Annotated in this window: 18 protein-coding genes; 7 read left to right on the top strand and 11 right to left on the bottom strand. The window is 70.9% G+C overall.

Annotation, left to right across the window (positions count from 1 at the left end; genetic code table 11):
* Nucleotide 1: 1 nt before the first annotated feature.
* Nucleotides 2–1,315 (bottom strand): ABC transporter substrate-binding protein, encoded by a 1,314-nt coding sequence (locus AB0310_RS08380; RefSeq protein WP_366237005.1) that lies wholly within the window; start codon nt 1,313–1,315, stop codon nt 2–4.
* A 61-nt stretch (nt 1,316–1,376) separates the two neighbouring features.
* Nucleotides 1,377–2,612 carry an aminotransferase class V-fold PLP-dependent enzyme gene (locus AB0310_RS08375; protein ID WP_292793422.1) on the bottom strand — a complete coding sequence of 412 codons (1,236 nt, stop codon included), beginning with the start codon at nt 2,610–2,612 and terminating at the stop codon, nt 1,377–1,379.
* A gap of 166 nt (nt 2,613–2,778) precedes the next feature.
* Here AB0310_RS08375 and AB0310_RS08370 point away from each other — a divergent pair, with 166 nt between their 5' ends.
* Nucleotides 2,779–3,456: a FadR/GntR family transcriptional regulator gene (locus AB0310_RS08370; RefSeq protein WP_060922368.1), complete on the top strand. Its 678-nt coding sequence runs from the start codon at nt 2,779–2,781 to the stop codon at nt 3,454–3,456.
* A gap of 104 nt (nt 3,457–3,560) precedes the next feature.
* Here the strand turns inward: AB0310_RS08370 and AB0310_RS08365 are convergent, their stop codons facing one another.
* Genes AB0310_RS08365 through AB0310_RS08345 form a run of 5 tightly spaced genes read right to left on the bottom strand, consistent with a single transcriptional unit; the run spans nt 3,561 to nt 7,374 of the window.
* The gene (locus AB0310_RS08365; RefSeq protein WP_366237004.1) at nt 3,561–4,076 is read right to left on the bottom strand and encodes a glycine cleavage system transcriptional repressor; all 516 of its coding nucleotides are present in this window, start codon (nt 4,074–4,076) and stop codon (nt 3,561–3,563) included.
* Between the two features lie 21 nt (nt 4,077–4,097).
* Nucleotides 4,098–5,156: a PLP-dependent cysteine synthase family protein gene (locus AB0310_RS08360; protein ID WP_366237003.1), complete on the bottom strand. Its 1,059-nt coding sequence runs from the start codon at nt 5,154–5,156 to the stop codon at nt 4,098–4,100.
* A 24-nt stretch (nt 5,157–5,180) separates the two neighbouring features.
* Nucleotides 5,181–5,993 (bottom strand): GntR family transcriptional regulator, encoded by an 813-nt coding sequence (locus AB0310_RS08355; RefSeq protein WP_187662531.1) that lies wholly within the window; start codon nt 5,991–5,993, stop codon nt 5,181–5,183.
* The gene (rbsD, locus tag AB0310_RS08350; protein ID WP_187662530.1) at nt 5,993–6,397 is read right to left on the bottom strand and encodes a D-ribose pyranase; all 405 of its coding nucleotides are present in this window, start codon (nt 6,395–6,397) and stop codon (nt 5,993–5,995) included. Before rbsD ends, AB0310_RS08355 begins: the two co-directional genes overlap by 1 nt.
* A gap of 14 nt (nt 6,398–6,411) precedes the next feature.
* Nucleotides 6,412–7,374, bottom strand: a complete 963-nt coding sequence (locus tag AB0310_RS08345; RefSeq protein ID WP_259954360.1) for a ribokinase — start codon at nt 7,372–7,374, stop codon at nt 6,412–6,414.
* A gap of 118 nt (nt 7,375–7,492) precedes the next feature.
* Here AB0310_RS08345 and AB0310_RS08340 point away from each other — a divergent pair, with 118 nt between their 5' ends.
* Entirely contained in the window at nt 7,493–8,155 is a 663-nt protein-coding gene (locus AB0310_RS08340; protein WP_268777033.1) for a transaldolase family protein, read from the top strand.
* A gap of 4 nt (nt 8,156–8,159) precedes the next feature.
* Here AB0310_RS08340 and AB0310_RS08335 read toward each other — a convergent pair whose 3' ends face one another.
* Entirely contained in the window at nt 8,160–8,837 is a 678-nt protein-coding gene (locus AB0310_RS08335) for a FadR/GntR family transcriptional regulator (RefSeq protein WP_187662527.1), read from the bottom strand.
* A gap of 47 nt (nt 8,838–8,884) precedes the next feature.
* On the opposite strand from AB0310_RS08335, the gene AB0310_RS08330 reads away from it, so the two are divergent.
* A complete protein-coding gene (locus AB0310_RS08330; RefSeq protein ID WP_366237002.1) occupies nt 8,885–9,784 on the top strand; it encodes an amidohydrolase family protein in 900 nt (299 codons plus the stop codon).
* A 338-nt stretch (nt 9,785–10,122) separates the two neighbouring features.
* Here the strand turns inward: AB0310_RS08330 and AB0310_RS08325 are convergent, their stop codons facing one another.
* The gene (locus AB0310_RS08325) at nt 10,123–10,905 is read right to left on the bottom strand and encodes an SDR family NAD(P)-dependent oxidoreductase (RefSeq protein WP_268777035.1); all 783 of its coding nucleotides are present in this window, start codon (nt 10,903–10,905) and stop codon (nt 10,123–10,125) included.
* Nucleotides 10,887–11,747 (bottom strand): fumarylacetoacetate hydrolase family protein, encoded by an 861-nt coding sequence (locus AB0310_RS08320; RefSeq protein ID WP_268777036.1) that lies wholly within the window; start codon nt 11,745–11,747, stop codon nt 10,887–10,889. Before AB0310_RS08320 ends, AB0310_RS08325 begins: the two co-directional genes overlap by 19 nt.
* A gap of 123 nt (nt 11,748–11,870) precedes the next feature.
* Between AB0310_RS08320 and AB0310_RS08315 the strand changes: the two genes are divergently transcribed.
* Genes AB0310_RS08315 through AB0310_RS08305 form a run of 3 tightly spaced genes read left to right on the top strand, consistent with a single transcriptional unit; the run spans nt 11,871 to nt 14,564 of the window.
* Nucleotides 11,871–13,166, top strand: coding sequence for an L-fuconate dehydratase (locus AB0310_RS08315; RefSeq protein ID WP_259954351.1), 1,296 nt, complete (start codon nt 11,871–11,873; stop codon nt 13,164–13,166).
* Nucleotides 13,153–14,121, top strand: coding sequence for an aldo/keto reductase (locus AB0310_RS08310; protein WP_363446397.1), 969 nt, complete (start codon nt 13,153–13,155; stop codon nt 14,119–14,121). Before AB0310_RS08315 ends, AB0310_RS08310 begins: the two co-directional genes overlap by 14 nt.
* 23 nt (nt 14,122–14,144) lie before the next feature.
* Complete coding sequence (locus AB0310_RS08305; RefSeq protein ID WP_292793385.1) at nt 14,145–14,564, top strand: RbsD/FucU family protein; 420 nt, start codon at nt 14,145–14,147, stop codon at nt 14,562–14,564.
* A gap of 96 nt (nt 14,565–14,660) precedes the next feature.
* On the opposite strand, the gene AB0310_RS08300 is transcribed toward AB0310_RS08305, so the two are convergent.
* Nucleotides 14,661–15,662, bottom strand: a complete 1,002-nt coding sequence (locus AB0310_RS08300; RefSeq protein WP_187662520.1) for a LacI family DNA-binding transcriptional regulator — start codon at nt 15,660–15,662, stop codon at nt 14,661–14,663.
* 188 nt (nt 15,663–15,850) lie between these two features.
* Between AB0310_RS08300 and AB0310_RS08295 the strand changes: the two genes are divergently transcribed.
* Complete coding sequence (locus AB0310_RS08295) at nt 15,851–16,720, top strand: sugar phosphate isomerase/epimerase family protein (RefSeq protein WP_268777039.1); 870 nt, start codon at nt 15,851–15,853, stop codon at nt 16,718–16,720.
* Nucleotides 16,721–16,889 lie beyond the last annotated feature (169 nt).

The following is a 16,889-nucleotide window of genomic DNA, read 5'->3' as shown; positions in this document are numbered from 1 at the left end:
ATCAACCCTTCTCCGCGGCGTACTTCTCGGTCCAGAACGCGTCCCACGAGGCGAGGAGGTCCTTCGTGGACATGTTGCCGAGCAGCACGCTCTGCACGTCCTGGTCGGACTTCTGGATCCACTCGGTCCACCAGCTCACCCCGCGCGGCTGACGCACGTTGACATACGTCTCCGGGTCTTCGGTCATGGTGACGTAGCTCGTCCAGGGGCCGGTCGAGTAGAACTCGTCGTCCGCGGCGGCCGCGATGATCGGGACGAGGCTGTTCGCCTGCGCGAACTCGGTGGCGGGCTCGGCCGACGACAGGAACTCGACGAGCTTGACCGCCGCCTCCTTGTGCTCGCTGTTCTCCGCGACACCCCAGCCGGCGACGGCGAGGGGCTGTGCGGCCTTGCCGGACGGGCCGACGAGCAGCGGGGCGGTGTCCCACTGGTCTTCGGTCAGCGAGGAGTCCTGCACCGTCGCGATGACCTCCGGGTCCTGCAGCAGGAAGGCGGTGGTGCCGTTGGTGAACCCGGCGACCATCTCGGGGTAGCCCCACGAGACGGCGGACGGCGGCGAGGCCTCCTTGAAGAGGTCGAAGTAGTCGTCGACCGCCTCCTGGGCCTCGGGCGCGGCGAAGATCGTCGAGCCGTCCTCCATGAGGAACGCGTCCTCCGTGTCGAGGCCGTCGATCGTGTAGGCCTCGATCGCCGCGACGACGTTGCTGTTGGCGTTCTGGCCGCCGCGGAAGGCGTAGCCGTAGATGTTGTTCGACGGGTCCTGGATGGCGGACGCCTGCTCCAGCAGGTCCTTCCAGCTGTGCGGCGGGCCGTCGAAGCTGGCCTGCTCGACGAGGTCCGTGCGGTAGAAGAGCGACAGGCCGTAGAAGCCGTAGGGGACGAAGTAGCTCTTGCCGTCCTCCGCGACCGATGCCGACTGCGCGTTCTCGGTCAGGGCGTCCCAGCCGTCCCACTTCTTCAGATCGTCGCCGAGGTCGTACAGCCAGCCGTTGTTCGCGAACGGCCCGACGGTGATGTCGCGCACCTCGAGCACGTCGACGCCCTTGCCGGACTGCAGCATCTGCTGGATCTTCTGGTCGGCCTGCTCGGTGGGCGGGGAGACCAGGGTGACGGTGATGTCGGGGTTGTCCTTCTCGAACTCGTCGAGCAGTCCGCGGAGGAGCTCGGTGCGCGCCGGGTTCGTCAGGCTCTCGACCATCTGGAGCGTGACGCTGCCGTCGCCGCCGGACGAGCCGGAGCCTCCGGAGCATCCGGTGAGTGCGAGGACGGCGACGGTGCCGACTCCGGCTGCGGTCGTCAAGATCTTGTTCTTCACGATGTGCCTCTCGGTGGGGGTGGGTGGGTGTTCGGGTGGGTCGTGCGGGAGGTGATGCGGGTCAGGGGAGGATGAGGGCGTCCGCGGGGCGGATGCCGGCGCGGCGCAGGATCGCCGGGACGCAGCGCTCGACGAACGCCTCGACGTCGGCGGCCTCGGTGTACAGGTGCGCGGAGAGGCGGAAGTAGCCGACGCCGCGGAAGCTCGTGAACGCGGTCTCCACGCCGACCTCGTCGAGGAGGTCCATGCGCAGCGCGTCGGCCTCCTCGCGGGTGGCACCGAGGCCGAGCGGCAGCCGGATGAGGCGCATGGACGGCACCGGTGAGGGGAGCGGGGTCAGCGGGTCCTCGTCGCCGAACGGGCGCAGGGCCTCGGCGATGAGCTCGGCCCCCGCGTCGGCGCGCGCTGCCATGGCTTCGCGGGCGGCCGCCCATCCGAACTCGGCCTCGATGAACTCGATCGCGGTGGGGGTGGCGAGGTACGTCGTGGCGTCGATCGTGCCCTGGGTGTCGAAGCGCTCGGGGTACGGCTCCCGCGCGGCCCAGGAGTCGATCAGTGGCCAGAGTTCGTCGCGGTCGGGGGCGGTGGTGACCAGGAGGGCGGAGCCGCGCGGGGCGCAGGGCCACTTGTGCAGGTTGCCGAACCACCAGTCGCCGCCGGCGACGGCCGCCGCGTCCGGGATGAGGCCGGGAGCATGGGCGCCGTCGACGAGGGTGCGCACGCCGCGCTCGGCCGCGAGGTCGGCGATGCGGCGGGTCGGCAGCAGGCGAGCGGTGGGCGAGGTGATCTGGTCCACGACGAGCAGCCGCGTGCGCGGGGTGAGGGCGTCGGCGAACAGCTCCACGATCTCGTCGTCATCGGCGAGCAGGGGCAGGGCGACCGTGCGGACGGCGGCGCCGAACCGGCGGGCGAGGCGCTCGGCTCCCATGGTGATGGCGCCGTAGCCCTGGTCGGTGACGAGGATCTCGTCGCCCCTCTCGAGCTGGAGGGCGTTGTAGATGACGGTGGCCGCGGCGGAGGCGTTGGGCACGAACACGCTGTCCTCCGCGCGGGCGCCGACGAACGGAGCCGTCCGCTGCCTCGCTTCCTGCACGCGCTCCGCGATGCGCGGGAACCACTCCACGGGGCTCAGGTCGGCACGGCGGCGCAGGGCGTCCTGATGGGCGACCACCACCGACGGCACCGCCCCGAAGGACCCGTGGTTGAGGTGGATCACGGTCGGGTCGAGCGGCCAGGCGTCGCGCGCCCGCAGGCCGGAGTTCAGCGTGAGCGGAGCGGGGAACTGCGGAGCGGGCATCGGACCTCATCGGTGAGTGGGGGCGAGTTGTTGCACAACTTTGCCACACGCCTTCGGTTTTGGCTACGAAAGCGCGAAGATGAAACATAGTTGTCATACGAGTTTGCGGCCGCCGGTGTGTCCGACAGACTTCACGAGGGGTGGGGGAGTGGCGGAGAGGATGACGATGAGCGCACTCGACACGGCGCTGCACGGGCTGCGGGCCCTCATCGCCGACGGCGCTCTGCGCCCCGGCGACCGGCTGCCGAGCGAGGGAGAGCTCTGCGAACGGCTCGGCGTCTCACGGGGATCGCTCCGTGAGGCCATCCGGACTCTCGCCGCGCTCGGCGTGCTGGAGACGCGGCACGGCTCCGGGAGCTACGTCAGCGAGCTCCGCGCGGCCGATCTCATCGGCAGTCTCTCGCTCACGGTCGGGCTGCTGCCGATGGCGGGGGTGCTGGAGCTGACGGAGCTCCGACGGGTGCTCGAGCCGCATGCGGCGGCGCTCGCCGCGGCCCGTATCGACGACGACACGGTGGCCGCGCTCGACGAGGTGCTCACGGAGATCGAGTCGACGACGGACTTCGAGGCGCAGTCCCGCCTCGACCACGAGTTCCATATGGCCATCTCATCGGTCGCGGGCAACGAGGCCCTGACGAGCCTGATCGACGTGCTGCGCTCCCGCTCCCGGGCTTACCGGATCTCCGACCCGGAGGATGCCGCCGAGCTCAAGATCCACTCCGACGCCGGCCACCGCGCGATCCTGCGCGGCCTCGCTGCCGCGGATCCGGTCGCGGCCTCCGCCGCCGCGTCCGCTCACGTCGCCTACACCGAGTACTGGGTGCGGCGGTACTCCGGCCTCTGACTCCTGGTTTCCCGGCCGAGCCACCCTCTTTCGTGCGCCCCGGCCCTATTCGGACGTCCGGAAGGGGGTGGGCGGCACCGAAGGGGGTGGGTCGGCGAACGGGGTCAGCCGAGGTTGATGTCGACCTGGATCTCGGACGCGAGGCGCTCGAGGTCGGCACGCAGGGCGTCGAGGTCGACCGTCGGCGGGACCTTCGCGATCACCGACGCCTCGAAGAGCCTTCCGCCGGCCATCGCCGCCTCGCGGGTCTCGGTCGTGAGCTCCTCGATGCTCAGGGCGTGCGCGTTCAGCACCGCCGAGACCTCGCGCACGATGCCGGGGCGGTCGTTGCCGAGCACCTGCATCACGAGCAGCTGCTCCTCGTCCTCGGACGGCCCTGGCGTGCCGGTGAGCACCGAGAGCGTGAGGAGACCCTGGCCCTGGATCGCCCGGAGCGCGGTCTCGAGCTCCCCCGTGCGCTCCGTCGGCACGGACACCTCGATGACACCCGCGAACGTGCCGGCGAGCTCGGCGAGGGAGCTGTTCTCCCAGTTGCCGCCGTGGGCATCGACGACATCGGCGACGGCGGCCACGAGGCCAGGACGATCGGCACCCGCGACGGTGAGGATGAGTGTGGTCATGGGGTCAGCGTAACCCGGGGATCACTCCGCCCAGACGCCGGTCTCCAGGAACCGCTCCAGCCGCGCACGGTGCGGGGCGAGGTCCCACCCCTGCTGCGCCACCCACTCGTCGGAGTAGTACGTGCCGGCGTAGCGCACACCGCTGTCGCAGATGAGGGTCACGACGCTGCCGGTCTCGCCCGCGGCACGCATCCGGGCGATGAGCTGGAACGCGCCGTAGAGGTTCGTGCCGGTGGACCCGCCCGCCCAGTGCAGGGTGCGCTCGCGGAGAAGGCGGATCGCGGCGATGGAGCCCGCGTCCGGCACCTGGATCATCTCGTCGATCACGGACGGCACGAACGAGGCCTCCACCCGCGGCCGCCCGATGCCCTCGATGCGGCTGGGCCGCCCGGCCGGCGGGTCGACCGTCCCCGCCCAGCCGTCGTAGAAGGCCGAGCCCTCGGGGTCGACGACCGCGATCCGGGTGTCATGGCGGCGGTACTTCACATAGCGGCCGAACGTCGCGCTGGTGCCGCCGGTGCCGGCGCCCGTGACGATCCAGCGGGGGATCGGATGCCGCTCCTGGGCGAGCTGGCTGAACACGCTCTCGGCGATGTTGTTGTTGCCGCGCCAGTCGGTCGCGCGCTCCGCGAACGTGAACTGGTCGAGGTAGTGCCCGGTGCAGTCCGCCGCCAGGCGCTGGGCCTCCGACGACATGTCCTCCGGGCGGTCGACGAAGTGGCAGGTTCCGCCGTAGAACTCGATGAGGTCGATCTTCTCCTGCACCGTCGACCGGGGCACGACGGTGATGAACTTCAGCCCCAGCATGCGGGCGAAGTAGGCCTCCGACACCGCGGTCGATCCGCTCGAGGACTCCACGAGGGTCGTGTCCTCACGGATGCGCCCGTTGACGAGCCCGTAGAGGAGGAGGGAGCGCGCGAGGCGGTGCTTGAGCGAGCCGGTCGGGTGCACCGACTCGTCCTTGAGGTAGAGGTCGATGCCCCACTCCGGCGGCCGCGGGAACAGGTGCAGGTGTGTGTCGGCGCTGCGGTTGGCATCGGCTTCCAGCAGGGCGATCGCGGTGCTGGTCCAGTCGCTCATGCCTCGAGCGTACCGGGGCCGCTGTCAGCCCACCGTGCCCGCGGGGGAGGCGCCGCCCGATCCGTCCACGTGCATCAACGAGGCCTGGGACTGCTCCTGCTGGAGCTGGAACTCGAAGCGCGAGCGGTCTCCGCGGTGGTACGCGATGAAGTACTCGATCGGCACGCCGTCCTCACTGCGGCTGATGCTGCGCAGACGGAGGAGGGCGGAGCCGGCGCTCACACCGAGGTGCTGAGCCTGCTCGTGCGTGGCGACCGTCGCCTCGGCCGAGCGGACGCCGTGCGTGGCGATGATGCCGTGGTCGGCGAGCAGCCGGTACAGCGACGCCTCGGTGAGATCCGCGCCGAGCGTCACCGCCCCCACCGCCTCGGGCATCCACGTGGTCGAGAGCGACCAGGGCTCGCCGTCCACGTGTCGCAGCCGCTCCAGCACGATCACCGGCGATCCGACCGGCACCTCCAGGGCCAGGGCGACCTCCTCGTCCGCGACGGTCTGCTCGTGGCGGAGGACGTCGCTGTGCACATGGCCGCCGCGCCGCTCGACGTCGTCGTACAGCCCGACGAGCGTGTGCACGAGACTCTCGCTCGTGCGCGGGCGGGAGACGAACGTGCCCTTGCCCTTCACGCGCTCGACGAGTCCCTCGTGCTCGAGCTGCGCCAGCGCCTGCCGAACGACCGTGCGGGAGATGCCGTAGCGCTCGCACAGCCGGTGCTCGCCGGGAAGAGGATCGCCCGGCTGCAGACCGTCGCGGGCGATGCCGTCGATGATGAGCTGCCGGAGCTGGTCGTACATGGGCGCCGCGCTGTGGCGGTCGATGGCGTCCTCGATGAGGGACATCAGTACGCCACCCCCGCGTGCAGGATCACGTTCGCGTACGGGGTGAACTCCCCGGAGCGCACGAAGGCGCGGGCGGCGTGCGTGCGCCGCTTGAACTCGACGTGCGGGACCAGCTCGATCTCGAACCCCGCATCGGCGAAGCGCTCGCGCAGGGCGTCGAGCACCTCCGGGCTCTTCTCGGCGACCTCGGCCGACACCGTCGCGCCCTCGACGACGAGCTCCGCGAGCACCGTGTCGAGCACGTCGAGGAAGGCGGGGGCGCCGGGGCGGTAGGCGAGGTCGATGCGCTCGGCGCCCGGCGGGATCGGCAGCCCGGCATCGGTCACGACGATCAGATCGGTGTGCCCGGTCTCGCTGATGACGCGGGAGAGCGCGGGGTTGATCGTGGTCGAGGTCTTGCGCATCGTGTGCTCCTGGTTCAGTTCGCGACGGGGGCCGCGGTGCGCGCGGCGAGGAAGGCCTCGACGTCGGCGCGGTGGGGGAGGCTGGGCGAGGCCCCCTGCTTCGTGACGGTGAGGGCGCCCGCGGCGGTCGCCAGCCGCACCGCATCGGTGAGGGCCGCTCCGCTCGCGAGCGCGGCGCCGAGGTAGCCGGCATAGGCGTCGCCCGCGGCGGTGGTGTCGACGGCCTCCACGGGGAACGGCGGGACGACGGTGGCGCCCTCGGCGGTGACGACGCACGACCCCTGTCCGGCCAGCGTGATGACCGCGGCGCCCACACCCTGCTCCAGGAACCAGTGTCCGGCGCGTTCGGCGGAGGCGGCGTCGGTCACCTGGATGCCGCTGATGAGCGATGCCTCGGTCTCGTTCGGGGTGACGATGTCGATGCTCCGCCAGATCTCCGCTGCCAGCTCCGCCGCCGGTGCCGGATCGAGGATCACGGTCATGCCGTGCTCGCGTCCCCGGGCGGTGATGTGGGCGGTCAGGGCGGACGGGGTCTCGAGCTGGGTGAGCAGCACCGAGGTCGTGGGGGCGAGCGCTGCGAGGGCCTCGTCGATCTGCTCGGTGCTCAGGGCGGCGTTCGCGAGCGGCACCATGACGATGTCGTTCTGCGCGGAGGCGTCGACGCGGATGTGCGCGATGCCGGTGGGGCCCGGGACGGTGCGCAGGTGCGCGAGGTCGACGCCGGCGGCGGTGAGACCGTCCACCACGAGGTCGTGGAACAGGTCGTCGCCGACGCAGCCGACGAAGCTCGTGCGGGCGCCGGAGCGTCCCGCCGCGACGGCCTGGTTCGCGCCCTTGCCGCCGAGCATCAGCGTGAACTCGTCGCCGAGGATGGTCTCGCCGCGGGCCGGGAGCCGCTGGGAGAAGGTCGTGACGTCGGCCGTCACGCTGCCGACGATGACGACGCCGGAGCGGTCGCCGGGGTGTGCGGGTGTCATCTCGCTCCTGATCCTCCTCGACAGCGCGGGACTCCCGGTCTTTGACAAGGTTCGGGAGCTGTCATTACATTAGCCGAAGCCCCACCTGTAACGACAGGTTGCCCGCGAGGAGACCCCGATGACCGCGATCGCGCCCCGCCTGTATGTCGACAGCGCCGACACCGACCGTGTCGCGCGGCTGCTCTCCGCGGGGGTCGTGCACGGTGTCACGACGAACCCCACGATCCTCGAGCGTGGCGGGCGGACGGCTGGGGAGATCCCCGACCTCTACGCCCGCTGGGTCGAGGAGGGCGCCCGGGAGGTGTTCTTCCAGACGTGGGGTGGTGACACCGCCTCCTTCCTCCGGAACGCGGAGGGCATCCGCGCGCTCGGCGACCGCGTCGCGGTGAAGGTGCCCGCGACCGCAGCCGGGTTCGCTGCCGCTTCCGCCCTCGTCCGTGACGGGGCCACGGTCCTCGTCACGGCGGTCTACTCCGTCGCGCAGGCGCTCGCGTGCGCTTCGATCGGTGCCCAGTACATCGCGCCCTACCTCGGGCGCATGCGCGACGCGGGCATGGACGGCGACGCCCTCATCGCCCGGATGCAGGAGATGTGCGCGGGCAGCGCCTCCAACGTCCTCGCCGCGTCGCTGCGGACGGCCGATGACATCACCGGGCTGCGCGCTGCCGGCGTCCCCTACTTCACCGCCGCGCCCGACGTGCTCGACCAGGTGCTGTTCCACGAGGTCAGCGACAGCTCGGCGGCCGAGTTCGACGCCGCGATGGAGCGACTCGGCGCCTGACGGGTCAGGCCGAGGCGGCCTGCCGCAACCACCGCTCGACACCCGCGATGTGGGCCGTGGCGAGGGAGGTGGCCAGTGCCGAGTCGCGCTGGGCGATGGCGTCGGCGATGGCGCGGTGCTCCGACAGGGTGCGCTCCACAGCGCCGCCCTCCGTGAGCCCCCGCCATACCCGGGCCCGGACCGTCTGGCTGCTCAGGTGCTCGATGAGGCTCGCGAGGTAGGCGTTGCCCGCCATGCCCACGATCTCGCGGTGGAAGCGGATGTCGTGGTCGACGAGCTCCTCGATGCCGACGGAGGCGTCGACGGCCTCCACCTCGTCCTGCAGGGCCGCGATCGCCTCGTCCGTGCCCAGGGTCGCCGCGAGCCCGGTGGCCTGCGATTCGAGCATCCGGCGGACGGCGAACATCTCCAGCATCGAGTCGTCGTCGTGCATGTCCACGACGAACGCGATCGCCTCCAGCAGCAGGTGCGGCTCCAGGCTCGTGACATAGGTGCCGTCACCACGACGGACGTCGAGCACGCGGATGACCTCCAGCGCCTTGACCGCTTCGCGCATCGAGTTGCGGGAGAGGCCGAGGCGCTCGGAGAGCTCCTTCTCCGGGGGCAGGCGATCGCCGGGGGCCAGTTCGCCCGACACGATCATCGCCTTGATCTTCTCGATCGCCTCGTCCGTCACTGCCATGGCGCTCATCCTCGCACAACATCCGATGTCTGCGGCAGGATGGGGGCATGCGCATCCTCGACTCGCACCTGCACCTGTGGGACCCGGGGGCCCTCGGGTACACGTGGCTCGAGGGACCGCTCGCGCGGCGCTTCGGTGCCGGCGAGTTCGAGCATGCGCGGGTGGAGCGGGCCACGGACGAACGGGCCGTGTTCGTGCAGGCCGAGACCGCCGAGGACGACTTCCTCGCGGAGGTGCGGTGGGTGGCAGGGCAGGCGGAACGACTCGGGGTGGTCGGCATCGTCGCCGGCGCTCGGCTCGATCGCGGCACCGACACCACGGTGCACCTGGAGAGCCTCACCGCGGAGCCCCTCGTGGTCGGCGTGCGTCATCTGCTGCAGGGGGAGCCGGACGGCATGATGCTCTCGTCGGCCTTCATCTCCGGGGCCCGCGAGGTCGCGGCGCACGGGTGGACCTTCGACGCGTGCGTGCGTGCCGCGCAGCTCCCCGACGTCGCACGACTGTCCGGCGCGATCCCCGAGCTGCGGATCGTGCTCGATCACCTCGGCAAGCCGGAGGTCGGGACGGCTTCTGCTCCGCGCACGCCCTCTGTGGAGTGGGAGCGCGACCTCGCCGAGCTGGCGCGACACCCCGGGGTATTCTGCAAGGTGTCCGGACTGCCCGCGGAGGCCGGAGGGGACTGGAGCCTCGCGCAGCTCGAGCCCTTCCTCGACACCGCGGCCGACGTCTTCGGTCCCGAGCGCCTGATGGGGGGGAGCGACTGGCCCGTGTCGGCGGTCGGCCCCGCGGTGCCGGACGATCCCCGCGCTTCCGCCGACGGCTTTCCGGTGTATCAGCCGTCCGCACGCAGCCGCTGGGCCGACGCCGTGGCGGCCTGGGCCACGTCCCGCGGCATCGATCACGACGCCCTCTTCCACGCCACCGCCACCTCCTTCTACTCCCTCTAGCCCCCCTCCCCCCGCCCCTTACGCGGGGCGGGTGCAATATGCCACCTCCGGAGCCCCGTCCAGGCCCGCTTTTGATCGCGCCCGGATGGGCGTTGTACCGCTCACGCTCGTCCCTCCTGGGCGCCTCGTGGCGTGCGGGATGGGAAACGGTCCGCGGCCGCGGCGTCGGGGAGCGATTCTGATCCCGCCCGCGAGGACACCCGTGTGCGGGATCAGAAAGGGGCGTACGGGGGGGAGTGGAGGGGCGGTTCTGATCCCGAACGACGAGGACGCGGCGGGACGGGACGAGAACGGCCCGGGGTCTCGCGGGGAGACACCGGGCCGTCGGGAGGATCGAGTCACTCGGGGCGGAGGCGGAGCTGCGCCATCCCCCCGTCGACCTCGATGAAGGTGCCCGTGGTGGAGCCCGCGCCGGGACTCACGAGGTAGGCCACCGCGGCGGCGACCTCGTCGGGGCTCACGAGTCGTCCGTGGGGCTGCCGTGCCTCCAACGCGGCCCGCTCGGCGGCGGGGTCGGCCGCGGAGTCGAGCAGTCGTCCGACCCAGGGGGTGTCCGCCGTGCCGGGGTTGACCGCATTGACGCGGATGCCCTCGCGCAGATGATCGGCGGCCATCGCGCGAGTCAGCGCCGACACGGCCCCCTTCGACGCGGAGTACAGCGCCCGCTGCGGGAGCCCGGTGGTCGAGGCGATCGAGGCCGTGTTGCACACCGCGGCGGCGGGGGACTTCCGCAGCCAGGGCAATGCCGCCGAGGTCACCCGAGCGATGCCCGTGACGTTGATGGAGAGGACGCGGGCCCACTCGTCGTCGTCGTTCGCGGCGATGTCGCCCTGCGCACCGATGCCGGCGTTGTTGACGACGATGTCGATGCGGCCGAAGCGCTCGGCGACGGCGGCGACGGCGGCGTCCACGCTCGCGCGGTCGGAGACGTCGGCGGTGAACGCGGCGAACCGCTCGTCGGCGTGCGTGGTGTCACGATCGAGGACCGCGACGATGACGCCGTCCTCGTGCAGACGGTCGGCGATCGCCGCGCCGATGCCGGAGGCTCCTCCGGTGACGATGGCCACGAGGCCTTCCGCGTCGGTTCCCTGAGTTCGAAGGGTCACTTCTCTGCCTCCCATGCGACGAAGTCCTGGCGCTGGCGGCCGAGGCCGTCGATCTCGATCTCCACCACGTCGCCCGCGGCCAGGTAGGGGTACGTGCCGGACAGGGCCACGCCCTGCGGGGTGCCGGTGAGGATCAGGTCACCGGGCTCGAGCGTGACGTACTGCGACAGGTGGTGCACGATCTGCTCGACCGTGAAGATCATGTCGCTCGTGTTCGAGTCCTGCCGCGGCTCGCCGTTCACGAAGCTGCGGAGGCCGAGCGCCTGATGGTCCACCTCGTCCGGGGTGACCAGCCAGGGACCCGTGGGATTGAAGCCGAAGGCGATCTTGCCCTTCGACCACTGCCCGCCGGACACCGCCATCTGGAAGTCCCGTTCCGACACGTCGTTCGCGGCGACGAAGCCGGCCACGTGCGCCATCGACTCCTCCGGGGAGTCGAGGTAGGCGGTGCGGGCGCCGATGACGATGCCGAGCTCGACCTCCCAGTCGGTCTTCTCGCTCCCGCGCGGGATCGTCACCGCGTCGTTGGGGCCGACGACCGTGTTGGGCGTCTTGAGGAAGATGATGGGGATGGTCGGCGGCTCCGACCCCGACTCCGCGGCGTGCGCGGCGTAGTTCATCCCGATGCAGATCACCGCGCTCGGGCGGGCGATCGGGGCGCCGATGCGCATCGTCGCGGCGTCCGGCAGCTCGGGGAGCTCCCCGGCGTCGCGGGCGGCGGCGACGCGGGCGACGAAGTCTCCCGCAAGGAAGTCGCCGTTGACATCGGATGTCACCGGGCGGAGGTCGAGGTAGCGGTCACCCTCCAGGAGGACGGGGATCTCCGCCCCCGGGGTGCCGAGCCGCGCGAACTTCATGATTCTCCTGATCGTTCGGGAGGCCGCTGCTCAGCGGCCGGTCTCGTTGACAGTATAGACATCGGATGTTTACACTCCAAGAGATCCGCGCGGAAGAACGACCCGCGCATGGAGAGGAACCCCGTGAGCCGTATCGTCGCCCTCGACACCACCGACATCCGCTTCCCCACGTCGCTGAGCCTCGACGGCTCCGACGCGATGAACCCGGACCCCGACTACTCCGCCGCGTACGTCATCGTCCGCACGGACGCCGGCGACGGCATCGAGGGGCACGCCTTCGTCTTCACGATCGGCCGCGGCAACGACGTGCAGGTCGCGGCCATCGACGCGCTCGCCGGACACCTCGTCGGGCGGGAGATCGAACCGCTGCTCGATGACATGGGCGGCACGTTCCGCGAGATCATCGGCGACTCGCAGCTCCGCTGGCTGGGGCCGGAGAAGGGCGTCATGCACATGGCCATCGGCGCCGTCATCAACGCGCTGTGGGACATCAAGGCCAAGCGCGCGGGCCTGCCGCTCTGGCAGCTCCTCGCCCGGATGGCCCCGGAGGAGCTCGTCGACCTCGTCGACTTCCGCTACCTCACCAACGCCCTCACCCGCGAGGAGGCGCTGGAGATCCTGCGCGCGGCGGAGCCCGGGCGGGCCGAGCGCGAGCAGCAGCTCCTCGCCACCGGCTACCCCGGCTACACGACCAGCCCCGGCTGGCTCGGCTACTCCGACGAGAAGCTCGAGCGCCTCGCCCGCGAGGCCATGGCCGACGGATTCACGCAGATCAAGCTCAAGGTCGGCGCCGACCTCGACGACGACATCCGCCGCTTCCGGAAGGCTCGGGAGGTGTGCGGCCCGGACTTCCCCATCGCGATCGACGCGAACCAGCGCTGGGAGGTCTCCGAGGCGATCGAGTGGGTGAACGCGCTCGCCGAGTTCCACCCCGCATGGATCGAGGAGCCCACGAGCCCCGACGACATCCTCGGCCACGCCGAGATCGCCCGCGGCGTCGCGCCCATCCGTGTCGCCACCGGTGAGCACGCGCAGAACCGGATGATCTTCAAGCAGCTCCTGCAGGCCGACGCGATCTCGGTCATGCAGATCGACGCCGTCCGCGTCGCGGGAGTGAACGAGAACATCGCCAACCTGCTGCTCGCGGCGAAGTTCGACGTGCCGGTGTGTCCGCATGCCGGCGGCGTGGGGCTGTGCGAGGCCGTGCAGCACCTGTCGATGTTCGACTTCGTCGCCGTCTCAGGCACTCGCGAAGGCCGCCTGATCGAGTTCGTCGACCACCTGCACGAGCACTTCGTCGTGCCGACCGACATCCAGGGCGGCTCCTACATGGCTCCGACCGCGCCGGGTACGGGCATGGAGATGAAGGCCGACAGCATCGCGGAGTACACCTGGACGGGTGCGCATGTCCACGCCTGAGCGCCTGACCGTCCCGACCCTCGGCTACGGTGCCGCGAACGTCGGCAACCTCTTCCGTGAGCTGTCCGACGACGACGCGTGGGCGGTGCTGGACGCGGCGTGGGAGAGCGGCATCCGCTTCTACGACACCGCTCCGCACTACGGCCTCGGGCTGTCCGAGCGCCGACTCGGAGCCTTCCTGCAGACCAAGCCGCGCGACGAGTACGTGCTCTCGACCAAGGTCGGCCGTCTGCTGCGCCCGAACCCCGACCACGCCGGCGGCCTCGACACCGCGAACGACTTCCACGTGCCGGACGACCTCCAGCGCGTGTGGGACTTCTCGGCGGACGGCATCCGGACGAGCCTGGAGGAGTCGCGCGAGCGCCTGGGCATCGAGCGCATCGACCTCCTCTATCTGCACGACCCGGAGCGGCACGACCTCGACCTCGCGCTCGCCGAGGCCCTTCCCGCCCTGGAGCAGCTGCGCGCGGACGGTGAGGTGACCGCGATCGGCATCGGCTCGATGGTGTCGGACGCCCTCGCGGCGTCGGTGCGTTCCGCCGACCTCGACCTCGTGATGGTGGCCGGTCGGTACACGCTGCTGGAGCAGCCCGCCGCGGTCGACGTGCTGCCCGCGTGCCGCGAGACCGGGACCGGGATCGTCGCGGCGTCCGTGTTCAACTCCGGCCTCCTCGCCTCGAACGAGCCGCGACGCGATGGCCGCTACGAGTACGGGCAGCTCCCCGACGAGCTGTGGGACCGCCTCGTGCGCATCGCCGCGGTGTGCGCCGATCACGATGTGCCCCTGCCGGCCGCGGCGATCCAGTTCCCGCTGCAGTCTGACGTGGTGCGCTCGGTGGTCGTCGGGGGCAGCCGTCCGGCGCAGCTCCGGCAGAACGCCGAGTACGCTTCGCTGCAGATCCCCTCCGCGCTGTGGGAGAACCTCGCCGCCGAGGGCCTGATCCCCGCGTCCTGACCCCCCGATCGAGAGGAGCCGCCGTGCTCGAAGGAATCCACCCGCTGCTGACCGGGGAGCTGCTGCTGCATCTCGACCGGATGGGGCACTCCGACGCGGTGGTCGTCGCCGACGCGCACTTCCCGGCGTGGGGACTGGGCGCACGGGTGGTCGAACTTCCCGGGACCACGACGCCGGAGGTCGTGGCCGCGATCCGCAGCGTGCTGCCACTCGACGACGCGCCCGGCATCGACCTGATGACCTCGGCCGACGGCGAGGTGCTGGATGTGCAACGCGAGCTCATGGCCGCGGCGGGTACGGAGCTCGACACCACGCGCTTCGTCGAGCGCTTCGCGTACTACGAGGTCGCGAAGGAGGCGTACCTCATGGTGCGCACGGGGGAGACGCGCAAGTACGGCAACGCACTGCTCCGGAAGGGCGTGGTCGGCCACCCCTCGGCCTGACTCCGTTCACAACTCAGGAGCTGCGTCGGCGAAAGCGGCTGGACGGGCCGTTTCGACGCGGAGCCGCGCTCTTCTCCTGAGTTGTGAACGCCGGGTTCACCGCCCGACGGTGGACTCCCGCACGATGAGCTCGGCCGGGAACGGCGTCGGCGCCGGCGGGGGAGCGGTCGGATCGGCGAGGAGTTGCAGCAGCGCGGCCCCGGCGGCGCGGCCGATCTCGTAGCCGGGCTGCCGCACGCTCGTCAGCGGCACCACGCCCTGGTGTGCGGCGGCCACGTCGTCGAAGCCGACGAGGGCGATCTCCTCCGGCACCCGGATGCCGTGGCGGAGCAGCTGTGTCAGCACCCCGAGGGCCACCCCGTCGTTCGCGGCGAAGACCGCGTCCGGGCGCTCTTCCGCCGGGAGCTCGACGAGGCCTGCCCCGGCGCGGAGGCCGTCCTCGGTCGCCAGATGCTCGACGTCGAGGACGGAGACGCGGACGTCCGTGCCCGCCACCGCATCGCGCAGGCCGGCGAGGCGGTCGTTCGATTGGCTGACCGTCGGGGCTCCGAGGAAGAGGATGCGGCGTCGGCCGAGGGACAGCAGGTGCTCGCCGGCCAGCCGTCCTCCGCCGCGGTCGTCGAAGGTGACCGCGGCGACGGAGGGCGAATCCCGGATGGGGCCGACGACCACCGAGCGGATCCCGCGGGTCGCGAGTTGCTCCAGCCGCGGCACGACATCGCCGCGCGGATAGATGATGATGCCCTGCACCCGGTGGGCCTCGAACATGTCGATGTTCTGCTCCTCGCGGGCGACGTCGCGGGCGCTGTCGCTGAAGAAGAGCGACCAGCCGCCCTCCCGCGCCACGTCGTCGACGCCGCGGGAGAGGTCGTTGAAGTACGGCAGCCAGGCGTCGAGGAGGATGAGGGCGAGGGCCTTGCTCGATCCCGCGCGGAGCTGGCGAGCCGACTCGTTCGGCACGAAGCCGAGCTCGGCGATCGCGGCGCGCACCCGCTCGCGGCTGGCGGCGCCGAGGACGTGCGGGTGATTGAGGTAGTTCGACACGGTCGATGCCGAGACCCCCGCGAGAGCCGCGACGTCCTTCACGCTCGCGGACATGGGTCTCCTTCGGCGGTGGGGCCGTCGGTGTGCGGCCGGATGAGGCCCAGGCTAGCGGAGGACTTGTAACGTGCCAAGAAAGTTCTTGACACCCCGGTCGACGGAGACGTAGCGTGACTCGCACACCGGACTTGTAACGTGCCAAGTCCGCGCGGCGACGGTGCCGGACACCCGCCGGAGGAGAGCTCATGAACATCGGCTGCCACGGACTCGTCTGGACGGGGACCTTCGACGCGGACGGCATCCGGCTCGCGGTCGAGAAGACGAAGCAGGCGGGCTTCGACCTCATCGAGTTCCCGCTGATGGATCCGTTCTCGTTCGACGTCGCCGCCGCGAAGGCCGCCCTCGCGAAGCACGGACTCGCGGTCAGCGCCTCGCTCGGGCTCTCCGACGAGACCGACATCACCAGCGGTGACCCCGCCGTGGTGGCCGCGGGCGAGGCGCTCCTGCTCCGCGCGGTCGACGTGCTCGCCGAGCTCGGCGGTACGCACTTCTGCGGGGTGATCTACAGCGCGATGAAGAAGTACATGGATCCGGTCACGCCCGAGGGTCTCGCCTCGAGCCGTCGGACCATCGCCCGAGTGGCCGACCACGCCGCCGAGCGGGGAGTCTCCGTCTCGCTCGAGGTCGTCAACCGCTACGAGACCAACGTGCTGAACACCGCGCGGCAGGCGCTGGCGTACCTCGCTGAGGTCGACCGTCCGAACCTCGGCATCCACCTGGACACGTACCACATGAACATCGAGGAGTCGGATATGTTCGCGCCGGTGCTCGATGCGGCCCCGGCCCTGCGGTACGTGCACATCGGCGAGAGCCACCGCGGCTATCTCGGCACCGGGACGGTCGACTTCGACACGTTCTTCAAGGCGCTCGGACGCATCGGCTACGACGGCCCCATCGTGTTCGAGTCGTTCTCCTCGGCCGTGGTCGCGCCTGACCTCAGCCGCATGCTCGGCATCTGGCGCAACCTCTGGACGGACAACGACGAACTCGGGGCGCACGCGAACGCCTACATCCGCGACAAGCTCGTGGCGGTCGACTCCATCCGCCTCCACTGAGACCCGCGGGCGCTTCGAGATCAAGATGTTATTACAGGTCTTCCCCCGCCGCCGATCGTTAGATACATTTAGATACAACTTGCACTGACCCGGGTGCAGGACGCAGAATTGATCCGATGTTTACGGCGGAACGGTCCGCCGAAATCGCGACAGAACCTTCAAGGAAGCA

The organism is Microbacterium meiriae, assembly GCF_040702565.1.
Classification (GTDB): Bacteria; Actinomycetota; Actinomycetes; order Actinomycetales; family Microbacteriaceae; genus Microbacterium; species Microbacterium meiriae.
This window is presented reverse-complemented; position numbering and strand designations above follow the sequence as displayed.